Annotated in this window: 17 protein-coding genes; 10 read left to right on the forward strand and 7 right to left on the reverse strand. The window is 34.9% G+C overall.

Annotated features, from left to right (window positions below; all coding sequences use genetic code 11):
• Nucleotides 1-21 precede the first annotated feature (21 nt).
• A complete protein-coding gene (locus I5M07_RS04735; protein ID WP_200105043.1) occupies nt 22-1,800 on the reverse strand; it encodes an ABC transporter ATP-binding protein in 1,779 nt (592 codons plus the stop codon).
• Between the two features lie 84 nt (nt 1,801-1,884).
• Between I5M07_RS04735 and I5M07_RS04740 the strand changes: the two genes are divergently transcribed.
• The 5 genes from I5M07_RS04740 (at nt 1,885) to I5M07_RS04760 (ending at nt 8,284) form a co-directional block, all read left to right on the forward strand.
• Complete coding sequence (locus tag I5M07_RS04740) at nt 1,885-2,463, forward strand: non-canonical purine NTP diphosphatase (protein ID WP_200105044.1); 579 nt, start codon at nt 1,885-1,887, stop codon at nt 2,461-2,463.
• Nucleotides 2,464-2,657: 194 nt separating this feature from the next.
• Nucleotides 2,658-4,505 carry a DEAD/DEAH box helicase gene (locus I5M07_RS04745; protein WP_200105045.1) on the forward strand — a complete coding sequence of 616 codons (1,848 nt, stop codon included), beginning with the start codon at nt 2,658-2,660 and terminating at the stop codon, nt 4,503-4,505.
• Nucleotides 4,506-4,593: 88 nt separating this feature from the next.
• Entirely contained in the window at nt 4,594-5,361 is a 768-nt protein-coding gene (locus tag I5M07_RS04750; protein WP_200105046.1) for a carboxypeptidase-like regulatory domain-containing protein, read from the forward strand.
• A gap of 165 nt (nt 5,362-5,526) precedes the next feature.
• Nucleotides 5,527-6,873, forward strand: a complete 1,347-nt coding sequence (locus I5M07_RS04755; RefSeq protein ID WP_200105047.1) for a DUF389 domain-containing protein — start codon at nt 5,527-5,529, stop codon at nt 6,871-6,873.
• 136 nt (nt 6,874-7,009) lie between these two features.
• Nucleotides 7,010-8,284 carry a porin gene (locus I5M07_RS04760; RefSeq protein ID WP_200105048.1) on the forward strand — a complete coding sequence of 425 codons (1,275 nt, stop codon included), beginning with the start codon at nt 7,010-7,012 and terminating at the stop codon, nt 8,282-8,284.
• Nucleotides 8,285-8,320: 36 nt separating this feature from the next.
• Here the strand turns inward: I5M07_RS04760 and I5M07_RS04765 are convergent, their stop codons facing one another.
• Nucleotides 8,321-9,781 (reverse strand): aminoacyl-histidine dipeptidase, encoded by a 1,461-nt coding sequence (locus I5M07_RS04765; RefSeq protein WP_200105049.1) that lies wholly within the window; start codon nt 9,779-9,781, stop codon nt 8,321-8,323.
• A 108-nt stretch (nt 9,782-9,889) separates the two neighbouring features.
• On the opposite strand from I5M07_RS04765, the gene I5M07_RS04770 reads away from it, so the two are divergent.
• The 3 genes from I5M07_RS04770 (at nt 9,890) to I5M07_RS04780 (ending at nt 12,152) form a co-directional block, all read left to right on the forward strand.
• Entirely contained in the window at nt 9,890-10,951 is a 1,062-nt protein-coding gene (locus tag I5M07_RS04770) for a DUF3810 domain-containing protein (protein ID WP_200105050.1), read from the forward strand.
• A 67-nt stretch (nt 10,952-11,018) separates the two neighbouring features.
• The gene (locus I5M07_RS04775) at nt 11,019-11,513 is read left to right on the forward strand and encodes an RNA polymerase sigma factor (RefSeq protein ID WP_200105051.1); all 495 of its coding nucleotides are present in this window, start codon (nt 11,019-11,021) and stop codon (nt 11,511-11,513) included.
• Nucleotides 11,514-11,519: 6 nt separating this feature from the next.
• On the forward strand, nt 11,520-12,152 hold the full coding sequence (locus tag I5M07_RS04780; protein ID WP_200105052.1) for a hypothetical protein: 633 nt from the start codon (nt 11,520-11,522) through the stop codon (nt 12,150-12,152).
• On the opposite strand, the gene I5M07_RS04785 is transcribed toward I5M07_RS04780, so the two are convergent.
• Both I5M07_RS04785 and I5M07_RS04790 read right to left on the reverse strand, forming a co-directional pair.
• The gene (locus tag I5M07_RS04785) at nt 12,149-12,967 is read right to left on the reverse strand and encodes a lysophospholipid acyltransferase family protein (RefSeq protein ID WP_200105053.1); all 819 of its coding nucleotides are present in this window, start codon (nt 12,965-12,967) and stop codon (nt 12,149-12,151) included. The two genes, I5M07_RS04780 and I5M07_RS04785, sit on opposite strands and share 4 nt — an antisense overlap.
• Nucleotides 12,968-13,060: 93 nt before the next feature.
• Nucleotides 13,061-13,708 (reverse strand): NUDIX hydrolase, encoded by a 648-nt coding sequence (locus I5M07_RS04790; RefSeq protein WP_200105054.1) that lies wholly within the window; start codon nt 13,706-13,708, stop codon nt 13,061-13,063.
• Between the two features lie 89 nt (nt 13,709-13,797).
• Between I5M07_RS04790 and I5M07_RS04795 the strand changes: the two genes are divergently transcribed.
• Together I5M07_RS04795 and I5M07_RS04800 are read left to right on the forward strand one after the other, a co-directional pair.
• A complete protein-coding gene (locus I5M07_RS04795) occupies nt 13,798-14,232 on the forward strand; it encodes a DUF4268 domain-containing protein (RefSeq protein ID WP_200105055.1) in 435 nt (144 codons plus the stop codon).
• A 36-nt stretch (nt 14,233-14,268) separates the two neighbouring features.
• A complete protein-coding gene (locus I5M07_RS04800; RefSeq protein WP_200105056.1) occupies nt 14,269-15,207 on the forward strand; it encodes an endonuclease/exonuclease/phosphatase family protein in 939 nt (312 codons plus the stop codon).
• A 13-nt stretch (nt 15,208-15,220) separates the two neighbouring features.
• Here the strand turns inward: I5M07_RS04800 and I5M07_RS04805 are convergent, their stop codons facing one another.
• Genes I5M07_RS04805 through I5M07_RS04815 form a run of 3 tightly spaced genes read right to left on the reverse strand, consistent with a single transcriptional unit; the run spans nt 15,221 to nt 18,203 of the window.
• Nucleotides 15,221-15,631 carry a hypothetical protein gene (locus I5M07_RS04805; protein ID WP_200105057.1) on the reverse strand — a complete coding sequence of 137 codons (411 nt, stop codon included), beginning with the start codon at nt 15,629-15,631 and terminating at the stop codon, nt 15,221-15,223.
• A gap of 4 nt (nt 15,632-15,635) precedes the next feature.
• The gene (locus tag I5M07_RS04810) at nt 15,636-16,580 is read right to left on the reverse strand and encodes an NAD(P)H-dependent flavin oxidoreductase (RefSeq protein WP_200105058.1); all 945 of its coding nucleotides are present in this window, start codon (nt 16,578-16,580) and stop codon (nt 15,636-15,638) included.
• Nucleotides 16,581-16,586: 6 nt separating this feature from the next.
• Nucleotides 16,587-18,203, reverse strand: a complete 1,617-nt coding sequence (locus tag I5M07_RS04815; protein WP_200105059.1) for a S8 family serine peptidase — start codon at nt 18,201-18,203, stop codon at nt 16,587-16,589.
• Between the last annotated feature and the right edge of the window lie 38 nt (nt 18,204-18,241).

Here is an 18,241-nt window from a genome sequence, read left to right on the forward strand (position 1 = left end):
TTCATTTGAAAAGATAATTCATTACTCCAAAGTTTGTGTAATTTTATCAATATTCAAACTATTTGCCATTGCTGTAAAAATATCATAATAAATGCCTTTATTGTCATACAATTGATCGTGAGTGCCTTTTTCTACGCATTTCCCTTTTTCCAAAACGATAATATTTGAGGCATCAATAATTTGCGAAATACTATGCGAAATAATGATAACAGTTCTGTCTTTTTTAATAGCATCTAAAGATTTTTTAATCTGTTCGGTAGCAACTGCATCCAAACTTGCCGTTGGCTCATCCAGAAAAATAATAGGCGGATTTTTTAGAAACAAACGAGCAATGGCTATTCGTTGCTGTTGACCTCCGGAAAGCAAATGCGCATCCGACTCATACCCAGCAGGCAATTGTATAATTTGCTCATGAATGTAGGCTTGCTTTGCTGCCTCAATAACCTCCGATCGCGAAGCTGAAGGATTTCCGTATAAAATATTTTCTGCAACCGTTCCTTTAAAAATGTGGTTTTTTTGCAATACCAAACCAATATTTTTTCGGAGAAAAGCCGTATCGTATTCCTGTAAATCAACACCATCCAAATAAATATGACCTGCAGAAGGCATGTAAAATTTATCTAACAAATTAATAATGGTGCTTTTTCCGGCACCACTAAGTCCAACTAAAGCGCTGGTTTCGTTTGGCTTTATAGTGAAATTGATATTCCACAGCGCTTGTGTTCCGTTTGGATAACTAAAATCGACATGCTTGACTTCAATCAATCCCACCACTTTTTCGGGAATATAACTGCCCGTATTTTCCTTTTCGTTGTCGGCTTCTAAAATATCGAAAAAACCTTCGGAATATATGAGCGCGTCGTTTACTTCATCATAAATTCGGTGCAATTGACGAATTGGTGAGGAAACATTGTTAAAAAGCATGATATGAAACATAATCGCTCCAATAGTCATGGTATTATTGAGTACAAAATAGGCCGTTAAAATAATGATAATGACTACGCCTATTTGTTCAATAAACCCTTTTACGCTTTCGAAAATAAAACTGGTTTTTCGGGTTGCGAGTTGATTTTCGGTCATTTCAAATTGAATATCTTGATGACGCTTTGCTTCCATTGGCTCACGAACAAACGATTTAATTACCGAAATAGACTCAATCAAACTAATAATACCGTTGTTCTTCGTTTCACGGTATTTGCGCATTCTTCGCCTAAAACCGCTTAACTTACTCGCCTGTAATTGACTTACATAAAAATAAATCGGAATAATACACAAACTCACCAAACCGACATATACATTGGCATAAAACATTAAAATTAAAGCCACAAAAGCATTAGCAAATAAAGGCAGAATATCAATAAAAAAATTCTGAACCAACCGTGTTAAACTACTAATACCTAAATCGATCCGAGTTTGTAGTTTACCGCTTTCATTTTCGCTTGAGGTATAAAATTCCATTCGATAACTCAAAATTTTATCAACAATAGTTTGGGAAATATCTCGCGTAATAAAAATTCGGAGTTTTTCGCCATAAAATTTTTGACCAAATTGCACTATCGAATAAACCAATTCTTTTGAAAGCAAGACAATGCTGATAATACCTAACAAATGAAATCCTTTGGATAAGGGTTCGTGCGCCACCATCAAATTGCTAATTGAATCAACGGTAAATTTTAAAATTAAAGCATTTACCTGAGCCGCAAATGAACCTAAAAAAGTGAGCAATAAAGTAGCCATTACCATTTTTTTGTACGGTTTTACAAATGGCGTGATTTTTTTATAGAGAACAGATAACTGCATTTATTTTTAAGTTTGGCTGCATATCAAATATAAGAATTCTAAATTTGTATTACTAAGAACTCCTAAACCTAAAAGTAAACGCTTATGAAACTCGTTTTTGCATCCAATAACCAAAATAAAATAAAAGAAATTCAGAAAATGCTCCCAGAAAGCATTCAAATTCTGAGTTTAGAAGAAATTGGCTGTACCGAGGAAATTCCCGAAACAGCAGCTACTATTGAAGGCAATGCAATATTAAAAGCGAATTATGTAACCGAAAAATACGGCTATGCGTGTTTTGCTGATGATACCGGTTTAGAAGTGGAGCAATTGAATGGTGCGCCCGGCGTTTATTCGGCTCGTTATGCAGGTGAGCAAAAAAACGACCAAGACAATATGGCTAAATTATTAGATGCTTTATTGAACGAAGCCAATAGAAAAGCACAATTTAAAACAGTAATTGTCTTAAATTACAACAACGAGCAACAACTTTTTACCGGCATAGCCAAAGGGGAAATTATGTTAGAAAAAAGAGGCACAAATGGCTTTGGCTACGACCCCGTTTTTCAGCCAGAAGGGCATACCCAAACTTTTGCTGAATTACCTCTAGAAACCAAAAACACTATCAGTCATCGGGCAAAGGCCACGAAGCAACTCATTCAGTATCTGAACTCCACGCTCTAAATGTTTAAAATACAACATTTTTAATTCATTATTTTACAATTCCTGACGTTTTTTTAGTATAAATTCTTTAGTTACCAACCCATACAAAGCATAACTATTTGAAAATCAAATCACAATAATTCTATAATTCTTAAAGTTGCATTAGTTTATATGGAATATTAACAGTAATTTTGCACCCTATTTTAAAAACACATATGAATAAATTTGAACAATTAGGATTGAATGAATCGTTACTGAAGGCGATTTTAGATCTAGGATTTGAAAATCCGTCAGACGTACAGGAAAAGGCGATTCCCCTATTATTGGAAAAAGACACAGATATGGTTGCGTTGGCTCAGACAGGGACAGGGAAAACGGCAGCTTTCGGTTTTCCGCTAATCCAAAAAATTGATGCCGACAACAGAAATACACAAGCATTAGTTTTATCGCCAACACGCGAACTTTGTTTACAGATTACCAACGAACTTAAAAACTACTCCAAATACGAAAAAGGTATTAATGTGGTAGCAGTTTACGGAGGAGCTAGTATAACAGAACAAGCAAGAGAAATAAAAAGAGGAGCTCAAATTATTGTAGCTACCCCTGGTCGTATGCAAGACATGATTAACAGAGGTTTGGTAAACATCAAAAACATAGATTACTGTGTGTTAGATGAAGCCGACGAAATGTTGAACATGGGATTTTATGATGATATCTGCTCTATTTTATCAGATACACCCGACGAAAAAAGCACATGGTTGTTCTCTGCAACGATGCCACAAGAGGTTGCCCGAATTGCAAAACAATTCATGAGCGAACCTGTAGAAATTACAGTAGGAACTAAAAACTCGGGTTCAGCTACCGTTTCTCACGAATTTTATTTAGTAAATGCGCGTGATCGTTACGAAGCTTTGAAACGTTTGGCCGATGCAAATCCAGATATTTTCTCGGTGGTTTTCTGTCGTACTAAAAGAGATACTCAGGCCGTTGCCGAAAAATTAATCGAAGATGGATACAGCGCTGCTGCTTTACATGGTGATTTATCGCAAGCACAACGCGACGGGGTAATGAAATCGTTCCGTGGAAGACAAATCCAAATGTTAGTTGCAACCGATGTTGCAGCTCGTGGAATTGATGTTGACAACGTTACACACGTAGTAAACTACCAATTACCTGATGAAGTTGAAACCTATAACCACCGTTCGGGTCGTACCGGTCGTGCTGGAAAATTAGGAACTTCGATTGTAATTGTAACTAAAAGTGAATTACGCAAAATTTCGGCTATCGAAAGAATCATCAAACAAAAATTTGAAGAAAAAACAATTCCATCTGGAATCGAAATCTGCGAAATTCAATTATTGCACTTAGCCAACAAAATAAAAGATACCGAAGTTGATCACGAAATTGACAACTATTTACCGGCTATTAATGAAGTTTTAGAAGGTTTATCGAAAGAAGAATTAATCAAAAAAATGGTTTCGGTTGAATTTAATCGATTCATTTCGTATTACAAAAAGAACAGAGACTTATCTTCACAATCTTCGGATCGTAGAGAAAGAGAGGGTGGAGCTAGAGAAGCAAACACCACTGGAGCTGTTCGTTACTTTGTAAACATCGGTTCAAGAGACAATTTTGATTGGATGTCTTTGAAAGATTATTTAAAAGAAACATTAGATTTAGGTCGCGATGACGTATTTAAAGTAGATGTAAAAGAAGGTTTCTCTTTCTTTAATACAGATGCCGAACATACTGATAAAGTAATGGAGGTTTTAAACAATGTTCAATTAGAAGGACGTCGTATTAACGTTGAAATTTCTAAAAATGATGGTGGCGGAAGACGTGATCACAACAACCGTGGCGGAAGAAGAGATGCCGGAAGACGTGAAGGTGGTTTTTCTTCAAGACGCGAAGGTGCTCCAAGAAGCGATCGTGGTAGCCGTGAACGATCTGCTGCTCCTAGAAGAGAGGGCGGATTTTCAAGAAACGAAAGCGCTCCAAGATCATCAAGACGCTCAGATAGTTTCAGTGATTCACCTAGACCAAGAAGAACGAGAAGAGACTAAACTCCTCTGTTAATTTTCTTATAATAATATTCGAAAACTACAATTTATTTAAAGTCGATTTACTACTTTTAAAGCCTTAAATCGATGTATGAAATATTTTGTAGTTTTCTTTTTATTAGCCTTTACCCAAATTAGTTTCGCCCAAGACACCACCCACGACCAACACGTTTCCGGTTATGTTATTAGTGACGAAACTAAACTTCCAATTCCCAACGTAAACATCATCAATATTAATAAAGTACGCGGAGCTCAAACCGATGCAAAAGGATATTTTGAAATTGATGTTCAACCCAGCGACACCTTACACCTTTCGTTATTAGGATACCAATCGTTAAAAATAAGAGTTACAAATGACTGGATTAAAAACAAAGTAACTCGCATTCAACTTACCGAAAAAGCTATTGCTCTTGAAGAAGTAGTCATCAATCCGTTTAAACTTACGGGCTATTTAGAAGTCGATTCCAAATTAATTCCAACCAAACAAAACTACACCTATAGCATTTCGGGTTTAACGCAAGGCTATGAAGCAGGTCAAAATGCACCAGGAGCATTTGGTAAAGTTTTAGGTTCTATTTTCAATCCTGCCGATATGCTTTATAATTTTTTCGGAAAAAAACCCAAAGAACTCAAGCGTTTAAAGGAAATGAAAAAGGACGATACGGTTCGGAATTTACTCGAAACCAAATACGACAGAGAAACCATTTCGGTTTTATTAGGCATTGATAAAAGCGAAATTGCCGAAATTTTACAACGTTGCAATTATTCAGAATCTTTTATTCAAAATGCAAACGATTTACAAATTATGGACGCCATAAGTGGCTGCTACGAAGAATACAAAGTTTTAAAAAAGAATTAAAAATAGTACAACATTTTATCAAGCCTTTAATTTCGAACAGAATTAAAGGCTTTTTTATTTTTAAATCACTACTCAATATTGCTTTATCAAGAAATAAATACATAATTTAGTAACTTATTTTCCTACTAATAGCAACCCCTTCTGTAGGTATTATTCAATTCATTTATGAGAGAAGAAATAAATAAAGTTTTAAATTTTGTTGATTTACACAAAGGTGAAGAAAACAAAAAAGCCGTTATTAAAAACGTTACCAGTGCGGTTTCCTTTCGAGGCTCAAATCTTTGGATATTAGCCTGCGCCATTCTGATTGCTTCCGTTGGGCTCAATGTCAATTCAACAGCAGTAATTATTGGTGCGATGCTTATTTCTCCCCTAATGGGACCTATTGTGGGCGCCGGATTTGGATTAGGCATGTACGATTCGGAATTATTAAAAAAATCCATTAAAAACTTATTAATTGCCACCTTTGTTAGTTTGACAATTTCTACCTTGTACTTTTTTATAAGTCCCTTCAAAGATGCCGAATCAGAATTATTAGCCCGTACTGCACCTAATATTTACGATATTTTAATTGCGTTTTTTGGAGGATTAGTGGGCGTAATTGCTTTTACCAGAGTCGAAAAAGGCAATCCTATTCCTGGAGTTGCTATTGCCACGGCTTTGATGCCACCTTTGTGTACAGCCGGTTATGGTTTGGCTTTAGGCAACATGAGTTACTTTTTGGGCGCCATGTATTTGTATTCTATTAACTGCGTTTTTATTTGTATTGCCACTTTCATCATTGTAAAATATTTAAAATATCCGCAAAAAGAACAATTAAATGAAACCCGAAAAAAACAAGTTAAATACGGTATTACAGCCTTAATTTTATTGATGATCGTACCAAGTGTTTATTTTGCTTATGTTTTATTTATTCAAAAATCATATACCAATAAAACGGAAAAATTTATCAAAACCGAATTTACCAACAAAGACATTCCGGTTATTTATAAAAACATTGAATACAACGCCTCTCCAAAAAGAATTGAATTGGCCTTTTTATCGAAAAAATTCAACTATGCCGAAGTACGTGAACTCAATAAAAAATTAGCCGATTACGATTTAAACAATACGCGTTTGGTTATCAAACAAGATACTTTTCATATTGGAAATGACATTTTGAAAAAAATCAATTCGAGTCGAGATTTAGCTGATAAAAAAGACATCATCATCAACCAATTACGGGCACGATTAGCTAGTTACCAATTCAATAATGCGCAATTAATTAAAGAATCTGAAGTTATTTTCCCGCATATCACCTCTTTTTCTATCGGAAATTATACTGTTTTAGATAAAAATAAAAAGGAAAAAATTATCCCAATTGTTTTGTATCAAAGCAACGAACCTTTGGACGATGAAAAAACACTGAAATTAAAAAAATGGCTAAAAATTAGGCTAGAAAAAGACTCAATTGAAGTCTACAAGCAACCCATTGCGCCAGTTTCGAAAATAAAAACCCTGAAAACAAAATAATATCAGTTAAAACGTATTAAATTAAAACAACAGTATTTATATTTACATATTTTTAAGACTACAATTTTGTAACAAATCAATTTGAAAACAGCAATTGTAGGAGGAACTAAAACTTAATAATTTCATCTTTAAAATTATGAAAACTAAAAGTCCCTTTAAAATTGTACTGTTGCTGGGAGTATTTTTTTTAAGTAGCAAAATTCAGGCGCAACACACCGACTTAGTTGATGAATCGCAAACGCAAATATTTGCAGATACCACTAAAACCTATTTTATTCCAGATGCCACACACAAAGGAATGAGATGGTCCCGATTTCATACCAAATGGTTTACTTCTAAATTAGGTTTTGCTCCCATTTTAGATTACAATCAAAACATCCAAAATGCAGACAGTAAAAATCAAGTAGGCAGTCAGGAAAGCCGATTTGATATTCGCAGTGCACGTGTTATGGTGAGCGGTCAAATTAATTTCAAAAACCCGTGGAAATATTTAATTAGCGTGGAGTACAAAGGTTTTGATAGGGCTCCAGAAGACCCCAATTTTGGTATAACCGATTTAAAATTCGTCGTGCCATTATCTACAAACAGTGACATTACTTTCGGAAAAATAAAAGAAACGTTTGTGTATGAAATGGTGGGAGATGCCGCCAACTTACCTCATTTTGAAAGGTTGCTTAGTCCGTTTTTTAACAGTCGAAATATTGGATTTATTTACCATCACTTTTTTTTAAACAACCGCCTTACTGCCTCGGCTGGTTTGTATAAAGATTGGATTGGAAACGATACCAATTTTTCTGATTCTAACACCACCATTACCGCCCGTATTACAGGTTTACCCAAGTGGCAAAACGAAGGCAAACAATTCATGCACATGGCCGTTGGAATGCGTTATGTAAATGCACCAAGCGATGTTATTAGACTGAAAGGTCGAAATGAATCAAACATTACCACCAATTATGTAGATACTGGAAACCTAAATGCTTCAAGTCAATTTAACCTAAGCATGGAACAACTTTGGAGTTTAGACAACTTCTCGGTATTAATGGAATATGTGCACAACTGGACTTCGACAATCGATTTTGGAACAGAACAATTTAGCGGGTATTATGTTACAGGAAGTTATGTGGTGAGTGGTGAGCAACGACCATACGACCAAAGAGCTGCTTATGCAAGACGTATAAAACCTACCGGAAAATATGGTGCTTGGGAGTTATTTGCACGGGTTGGTCAAAACGATTTAGAATCGAAAAACATACACGGTGGACTTAACAACCGCTATGATTTGGGACTCAACTGGTGGGCAACACAATATTGGAAAGCAGGAATGGTGTACGGAATTAGTAATTTAGAAAAAGACGGCATAACTGGAGTAACCAACAGTTTGCAATTTCGATTGCAATGGATTTATTAAAAAAGGGCTGCACGATGTAATGCAGCCCTTTTTTGATTATTTTACGGGTATATTTTCTAAAATTTCAAGAACAAATTTCCAATATTTTTGTGCCGACTTTATACTAGCACGTTCATCGGGAGAGTGTGCTCCATGGATAGTCGGGCCGAATGAAATCATATCCATATCGGGATAATGAGTTCCTAAAATTCCGCATTCTAAACCTGCATGACAAGCTACCACTTTGGGCTCTTCTCCATTTTGTTTGGTATAAATCGCTTTTAAAACCTCTAAAATTTCGGAATTAACATTTGGTGTCCATCCTGGGTAAGAACCCGAAAGTTCTACTTCGCAACCAATTAATTCAAAAGTCGAACGCAACGCATTGGCTAAATCCATTTTAGAAGATTCAACCGAAGAACGGGTCAAGCATTTAATTTCGATTTCGCCATTTTGAACACTCACACGCGCAATATTATTTGAAGTTTCAACTAAATTTTCCATATCGGCACTCATTCGATATACGCCGTTTTGAGCTGCATACAAAGCACGAATTAGACCTTCTTGCACCCCTAAATCCATAACGTTTTTAGGCAAAGCGGTTTTGGTAATCTCGATGGTTAAATTTGGTTCGGTCGTTTTAAACTCTTGCTTAATATCATTAATAATTTCCTGCATATCAAACAAATAAGCCTCATCAAACATTTCCGAAATAATAACGGTCGCCACACTTTCTCTCGGAATAGCATTACGCAAGCCTCCTCCATTAATTTCGGCAACCTGCAGTCCGAAATTTTCAAAACCATCAAATAACAAACGATTCATGATTTTATTAGCATTTCCCAAACCTTTATGAATATCCATACCGGAGTGCCCGCCTTTTAAACCTTTTACTTTTATGGCGTAACCAACAGATCCTTCAGGTACTTCTTCAACATGATACGATCGAGTTGCAGTCACATCAATACCACCCGCACAACCAATATCAATTTCGTCGTCTTCTTCCGTATCTAAATTTAATAGAATCTCACCTTTTAAAATTCCGCCTTTTAAACCCATAGCGCCTGTCATTCCCGTTTCTTCATCTATGGTAAACAAGGCCTCGATAGCAGGGTGAGCTAAATTGGTACTCTCTAAAACTGCCATAATCGTAGCCACTCCTAGCCCATTATCGGCGCCTAAAGTAGTTCCTTTGGCGCGAACCCAATCTCCATCTACATACATGTCTATTCCTTGTGTATCAAAATCAAAATTGGTGTCAGCATTTTTTTGGTGAACCATATCCAAATGACCTTGCATTACAATGGTTTTACGATTTTCCATGCCTTTTGTGGCCGGTTTTCGAATAATTACATTTCTAATTTCATCTTCGAAAGTTTCTAAACCTAAATTTTCACCGAATTTTTTCATGAATTCAATCACACGTTCTTCTTTTTTGGAAGCTCTTGGTACGGCATTCAAATCGGCAAATTTATTCCAAAGTCCTTTAGGTTCTAAATTTCTAATTTCTTGACTCATATAATTAGTTTGAAGTTTAACAAATTGTAGCTTCAAAGTTACAAAGTTTAATTCCGATTTCGATACAAAATAATATTGTATTTATCTTTACAAAAACAAAAGTCGATAGTGAAAAAGAAATTCATACTCCCGTTATTTTTATTATGTCAAATCTTATTTTTACAGCTACTCCCTTTTTTTTCGGACGCAGTCGAAAAACATTATAGTACAACTCTTTACCCTAAAATTGCAAAATTTTCAAGATTTATTTTGGGTTGGATTCCTTTTTCAGTTGGTGATTGTCTCTACTTTTTAGTTTTTCTTTTAATCATAAGATGGCTTTGGAAAAGTAGAAAGAATTGGAAATCAAACTGGAAAAATTATATTTTACAAATGCTGAGCGCCATTTCGGTAGTTTACTTTTTGTTTTATTTTTTATGGGCTTGCAATTATTTTCGAGTTCCCTTATTCGAAAAAATGCACATTCAACGCGAATATTCTGAAAAAGATTTAGTCCTTTTTACCGAAAAATTAATCTCTAAAACAAACAGTATTCATTATAAAATAACCCAAAACAAGAAGCTGGCAGTAACTTTTCCGTTTTCAAAAAACGAAACTTTTTTGCTTACTCAAAATGGATACAACCGCTTGTCACAACAATATCCGTTTTTTACTTATTCGAATACCAGCATCAAAAATTCCTTGTTTTCCCTACCCCTCACCTATATGGGATTTGGAGGTTATCTGAATCCTTTTACCAACGAAGCGGAAATAAATGGCTTAATGCCCGACTATAATTTGCCTTTTACCAGTTGCCACGAAATGGCCCATCAAATGGGCTATGCCAGTGAAAGCGAATGCAATTTTATCAGTTTTTTAGCCACTACGCGTAATCAAAATTTATATTTTCAGTACTCGGGTTATAGTTATGCCTTGCGCTATTGCTTGGGTATTTTGCATTATCAAAACGAGGTTTTATTCAAAAAAATCATCAAAAAAGTACATCCGGGCATTTTAAAAAACTACCAAGAAAGTGAGGATTTTTGGGCACAATATGAAACACCCATTGAAACTGGTTTTAAATATTTTTACGACAACTTTTTAAAAATCAACCAACAAAAAGACGGACTCGATAGTTACAGCAAATTCGTAGATTTGATGGTGAATTATTACAAGACACAACCTTTATAACATTCAAAATAGTCTTTGGCAGAACATTTAGTTGTAACAAAAAGGCCATTTTCCCTACTAACCCATTATGAATAAAAATCTGGAGCAATCTTTTGTAACGCAATTACAAGAAAATCAGAATATAATCCACAAAATTTGTCGATTGTATACTGATAATGAAGATGCGCATAAAGATTTGTTTCAAGAAATTACCATTCAGCTTTGGAAAGCTTTTCCAAAATTTAGAGGCGAAAGTAAATTTTCGACTTGGGCTTATCGCGTTGCTTTAAACACGGCCATTACACTTTACCGCAAAACAAAACGCAGTGTAAATACCGTTACCTACGAAGGGCAACAACATTTTATCAAAGATGTCGATTACAATTACGAAGAAGAAGAGCAACTTAAATTAATGTACCAAGCGGTTCATCAGTTAAACGACATCGAAAAAGCCTTGATTTTTATGTATTTAGAAGACAAAGATTACCACGAAATATCCGAAACATTAGGAATAAGTGAAGTAAATGCCAGAGTGAAAATGAATCGAATAAAAGGGAAACTTAAAAAAATATTAAATCCGTAAGAAACTATGAAAGAACTGGATTTATTAAAAAAAGATTGGAAAAAGAACGAAAACGCGTTTAACCAATTATCGGAAATTGATATTTATAAAATGTTGCACCAAAAATCGTCTTCGATAGTGCAATGGATTTTTATCATCAGTCTTATCGAATTTGTATTTTGGATAGGCATTAGTTTGCTATTTGATACCGACACCTATTTAGAAGAAAATAATCGAGCAGATATAGTCTGGTATTTGCATCTTTTTGATGTGTTAAACTATTCTATTATTTTGGTTTTCATCTATTTGTTTTATAAAAACTACCGCACCATATCCACTTCATCCTCTACCAAATTGCTTATGCAATCCATACTCAAAACCCGAAAAATTGTACAATTATATGTTTGGTACAATTTAGGAATGTTGTTATTGGGTAGTTTTGTAGGGGTTTTTATTGCCTTTACCAGCAATCCGAAATGGGATAATTTTAATGAAAGTTTTGCTACACAACCCAAAGTTACTTTGATTTCAATAGCTATTTTGGTAGTGGTAATTGCTGGTTTAATGGGTATCTTATGGGGAATTTACCGCCTCATTTACGGCCGATTGTTGCGAAGATTGTTTGCCAATTACAAGGAATTAAAGAAAATCGATTTTTAAGATTCTTTATAATCCCATTCACGCATTTTGTTTAATTCTTCTTGCTCTTTTAGCAATTCGGCAGGAATTACTTTTAAAAATGAAGGGTGTTGCTCGATAGCGTATTCAACTTTTTCCACAATATCTTCGATGGTTTCGTTTTCGTAATCAATTACCAAAGGTTCTTTAATGATAAACGATTGTAGAATTCCTTTCTTTTTCAATCGCAAACCTTTTTTATCAAACGATCGACGAAAACCATCAATTACAATAGGCACTACTATCGGTTTATGTTGCTTGATAATATGAGCCGTTCCTTTACGAACCGGTTTGAACGATTTTGTAGTTCCTTGCGGAAAAGTAATAACCCATCCATCCTCTAAAGCTATTTTAATGTTTTCGGTATCGTTAGGATTTACTTCTCTTTTTTCGGTAACATCTTTGCCTTTTTCTCGCCAAGTTCGTTCCACGGTAATAGCGCCTACATACGCCATAATTCGAGGTAACAAACCGGCTTTCATCGTTTCTTTGGCGGCAACATAATAAATATTCATTTTGGGTTGCCACAAATACCCAATGTTTTTAATATTATCTACTCTGCCGCTCAAACTCGCATTAAAAACATGGAACATAGCCACCACATCGGCAAAATAGGTTTGATGATTCGAAATAAAAAGCACATTGGTTTCGGGCAAATTTTTAATAATTTCCGAACCCTCAATCTGCAATTCATTAAACCCTCGGTAGCGCTTATGCGTTGCCGCACCAAAAATCCGAATTAACCATTTTTTGATGAAATAAATATGACCAAAAGGATTTCGTTTAAACAATCCCATAATTCCTATTGTTTATTTATAAGTTGGCGGCAAACATACAAAATTATTCTTTTTTCACTAAAACCTGCAATACATAAGGCAAGCCACTTCATTTTATTTTGTATTCAAAACCGTTTTCAAAACCTCTTTTAACTCACTCAAAATCATAGCCGTGGCGCCCCAAACAAACTGATTTTCAATTTGAAATGCGGGTACCGTAATGTTTGAAGCATACGAAGTAGTCATTTTAGTTTCTACTAAATTTGCGTCATCTAAAAATTGTTCCAAAGGCCATTCGATAATATCGGCTACTTCTTTAGGATCAGGAAAAAAATAGAGTTCCTGTTCGCTTATTCCTAAAAAGGGATGCACCTGAAAATTACTTGGTGGAATGTACATGGGCGTAAACGGTCGTATCACTTTAATTTTTTCGGGCAAAACACCAATTTCTTCGTGTGTTTCTCGCAAAGCAGTATAGGCAAAATCCAAATCATCGAGTTCGTATTTGCCACCTGGAAAAGCAATTTGAGAAGAATGAACCCCGTTATACGAATTACGAACAATCAAAACAATGTGTGTTTGGTCATTTTTGGGATACAAAAGCATCATTACTGCTGCAATTCTAGGTTTTTTAGCCTCAATATTGAGGTTTTTCAAGAGTTGAATTCGTTCTTCGGGAGCCATTTTCAAATGAGCTTCAGCTGCAGGTAACGGCAACTGCGAAAAATGAGGAACATATTTTAAAAATTCTTGAAAAACCATCTGCAAACCTTATTTTTGCTTAAAATAAAACATAAATATACTTCAGAAAATAGTTTTCTACAACTTTCCTGAAACCAAAGCCGCTAGCCATGTACAGTAAACAAGAAGCACAGCAAATTAAAAGAGAATTTTGGGTGGCCTTTGCCGAAAAATATCCGCGAAAATGGATTTTATATGACACGAAAATTAAAGATTTTTCATTTAAATTTTATGTAGAAAATAAAAAAATACAAGTTTTAATTGATATTGAGCACCGCAACGAAGACAAACGTTTGGCCTATTTTGAAAAGCTAGAAGCCTTAAAAACTATTTTAGAAGAAGAGTTTATTTCGGATTTGGTTTTTGAAAAAAACTTCACTTTAGAAAGTGGTAAAACCATCAGTCGAATTTGGACCGAAAAAACTGGACTTGGATTTAGTAACCGAAATAATTGGGATGCCATTTTTGATTTCTTTTACGAAAAAATGAACGCATTGGAATTGTTTTATTTGGAATATGACGAGTTTATAAAGGATGTGGAATAAGCTTTTATCATAATAAAAAAGTATTGCAAAAAAAGAATGAGAATTATTGAATGGAATTGTCAAGGTGCATTTAGACTTAAAAACATTAAGATTTTTGAGCTAAAACCTGATATTTTAATTATTCCAGAATGCGAGGAGGAACAAAAACTTCAATTTGGAAAACTCACTCCAACTCCTAATGACTTTATTTGGTATGGAGATGCAGGAAAAAAAGGAATAGGAATCTTTTCATTTACAAATTATAAGTTTAAAATTTTAAAAGAATTTAATCCTGAATTCCGATATGTAATTCCTTTAGAAGTTTCAAATGGAATAAATTCATTTTTACTTTTTGCAGTTTGGGCAATGGATAATAAAAAAAATCCCATTGCAAGATACATTGGACAAGTGTGGAATGCTGTTAACTATTATCAGACTAACTTAGCAAACAATATAATCATTGTCGGAGATTTCAACAGTAATCAAATCTGGGATGAAAAAGAACGAATTGGAAATCATACCGATGTGGTGAATTTTTTAAACAATTACAACATTGAAAGTTTATACCACAAACAGTATAATGAGATACACGGGCAAGAAAGTTTAAAAACATTTTTTATGTATAGGAATCTTGAAAAATCATATCATATAGATTATGTTTTTGCCTCACATAACTTAATTAAAAATGGATACAATTTAAAATTTGGAAATCCTGAAAATTGGATTGATAAAAGTGATCATGTTCCATTAGTTTTAGAAATTTCAGAGTTATCCTCTCAAATTTCTATCCAAAACACTTTTACAAACTTTACTAATCGAAATTTAAATTCACTTAGTGAAGATATAAAGGTTAAATATGCAGAAGAATTAAGTTCTATTAAAAAACTGGCAGAAAAATTAGATTTACAAACAGAATTTACGGATGAAAAATTTGAACTTATAGACAAAATTGAAACCATAAAAAAAATCGATAAGCTCACAATCAAGCTAAAATAAAAATTGCAGAATATCACATATTAAAAATATTATATACGATAATTCTTTTGTCGTAATTCACATAAAGTTGTTTTCGGTTGCCTTGTAGTTTTCGGGTAATAATAGAGAGTTTACAAGGAGTCCCTACATTATCAATACAAATAAAAGAATACACAATATCGGTTTCGTTTTCTTCTGTGGCAATATAATCCGAAATTTCAAACCACTGCACCATTTGCGTGTACACGACAATTCGGTGTTTATCGGTATCCAATTCAATGGGTACGTTTAACAATTCCAAATCCGACCATTTGCCCCACTTGTTGTTGTCCTTTTTATCCAAAACACTCATACCCGAAGTCCGAAATTTATAGGTTTGAGCGGTAGTTTTATGAAAACATAAAAAGCAAAAAAAGGTGAAAATGATATGGATTTTAAATGTCATAGAATTAAAAATCAAGGGAGTTTAGTGTTTTTTTAGCTGACTCAAAATCGGTTAAAATGTCGTTGAAAATTTCTGAAACAGGTTGAATATCATCTATAAGTCCTGCAATTTGACCTATTTCCAATTCGCCTTCCTCTAAATCGCCTTCAAACATTCCTCTTTTTGCTCTGCCTTTTCCTAATAAATACTGCAATTCTTCTTTAGTGGCATGTTTAGCATATAAATTTTGAATTTGATTGTAAAACCCATTTTTAATTAACCGAACTGGAGCCAGTTCTTTTAAAGTTAACTGCGTGTCGCCTTCTTGAACGCTACAAATTTTATTTTTGAAATCGTAATGAGCAGACGATTCTTCCGATGCAGCAAATCGGCTTCCCATTTGAACTCCATCGGCACCTAAAATCATGGCCGCCAACATACCGTGACCTGTGGCAATACCACCTGCTGCAATCAACGGAATTTGTACTGCTTTTCGAACCATCGGAAGCAGGGTAAAAGTAGTGGTTTCTTCCCTCCCATTATGCCCACCGGCTTCAAAACCTTCGGCAACAATAGCATCAACTCCTGCATTTTCCGCTTTTAAAGCAAATTTTGTACTGCTTACTACATGTGCCACTTTAATGTGATGTTCTTTTAAAAGAGGTGTCCAAAGTGACGGATTTCCCGCCGAAGTAAAAACAATTTCAACATTTTCTTCAATCAAGATATTCATTATAGCCTCGATATCGGGATACAACAAAGGCACGTTTACACCAAAAGGTTTGGAGGTGGCTTTTTTGCATTTCTGAATATGCGTTTTCAACACATCGGGATACATAGAACCTGCACCAATCAACCCCAAACCACCCGAATTGCTTACAGCAGCAGCCAATTTGTAGCCGCTATTCCAAACCATTCCACCTTGAATAATGGGATATTGTATTTTAAAAAGTTGCGTTATTAGATTCATTTCCCACTATTCTTTTATAAACTTGCCCGAAGAAGTAAATGCATTGGACTCGAGTTTATAAAAATACATTCCTTTAGGGAAATTTTGCAATGAAATGTTATTTTTTTTAGAAGATAATTCGGATTGAAAAAGCAATTGCCCTAAAACCGAATACACACTTACTTTTGCGCTTGTCTCTTCAGATGGTAATTGAAAAATAATTTCACTTTTGGCAGGATTAGGATACAGATAAAAAGGAGTCTTATCAAAATCAGCTACCATCAACTTTGATTGAGCAGCCACTGAAAAATCGGGAATTCCGTAACCATATTGCATATCGGGTACCGTAAATCGATCGGAAGAAGACACCACCATATTCCAAATTTCTTGGTTTGTTTTTTCGGGAAAAGCTTGCCACAAACAAGCAACAGAACCCGCGATAATCGGACAGGAAAAGGAAGTACCATTCACAGCCACTATATTTCCCGACTGATTTATTACCGAAACGGCTTGCCCTTGCGCCATTACATCGGGCTTAATTCGATTATCAGCCGTTGGCCCAATTGAGCTAAACCCCGCTTTCGACTCGGTTGCAGTAACAGCTCCCACCGAAAAAACATGTGAACCATCGGCTGGTGCTCCAATATGTTTTTCAGTAGCATTGCCGGAATTTCCAGCAGAAGCTACTACAAAAATCCCTTTAGAGAATGCTTTTTCGGCTCCTCTTGTAACAAAGGTTGTATTCCCATCCATATCGGCATAGGTATGACTGTATCTTGCATTGCTATAATCATCAAAATAACCCAAAGAAGTACTGATAATAGCCACACCCAAACTATCTGCTTTTTCGGCAGCTTCTACCCAAAGCGACTCCTCTTTTGGGCCTTCATATGCATTATCTTCCGTTATAAAAAGATAAAAAGAAGCATCGGGTGCAGTTCCCACAAAACTGCCGTCTATATAACCGCCTATTGTTGAAAGCGCTTCTGTACCGTGTTCTGATTTGGTGTAGAAATTAGTCGAACGACCAAAAAAATCGTAACCACCCAATAGCTGATTGTTATTTCGCAATCGAGCGAAAGGAAGAGCCGAATTAACTCCCAAATAACCGGCATCAATCAGGGCAATTGTAATTCCGGCACCGGTATAATTATTTTCGTGTAAAATAGGAATGTTCAACATTTGAACTTGATTCGAAGCATTTCCATAATTGAAAACGACGGCCGATTTATTTAAAGTGGTTTTGGATACTTTAGCTGTGGTGTTTTTTTTATTCGATGTAATATTGAGCGCTTTATCCGCAAAATCAATTTTTTCGACAAAAATAAGGTTTTTCAATGCCATAATATCCGAAACTGATCCTTGAATATGTATCGCATTCAACCATTTAGATTGGGAAATAAAAGTTATTCCTGTTGCTTTTTTTATTTCTGAAAGATAATGGGCATCCACCGGTGCATCCGAAATATCCAAAGGTATTTTTTGAGCATGTCGTCGATCCAATGCTTTTTGGGAAAGCATGGTTAACGGCTGATTTAAAAAGGTTTGTGCATTGGGTTTATCATTTAAATATACCCAAGCGTCTTCTTGACCAATGGCCGAAAAAGACAGTAAAACAAAACAAATCAGGTAAAATAGTTTCATAAGAATTGCTTTAAAAGAAAAATGGAATAACAAAAATA

This window comes from Flavobacterium agrisoli (assembly GCF_016522065.1).
In the GTDB taxonomy this organism is placed as follows: Bacteria; Bacteroidota; Bacteroidia; order Flavobacteriales; family Flavobacteriaceae; genus Flavobacterium; species Flavobacterium agrisoli.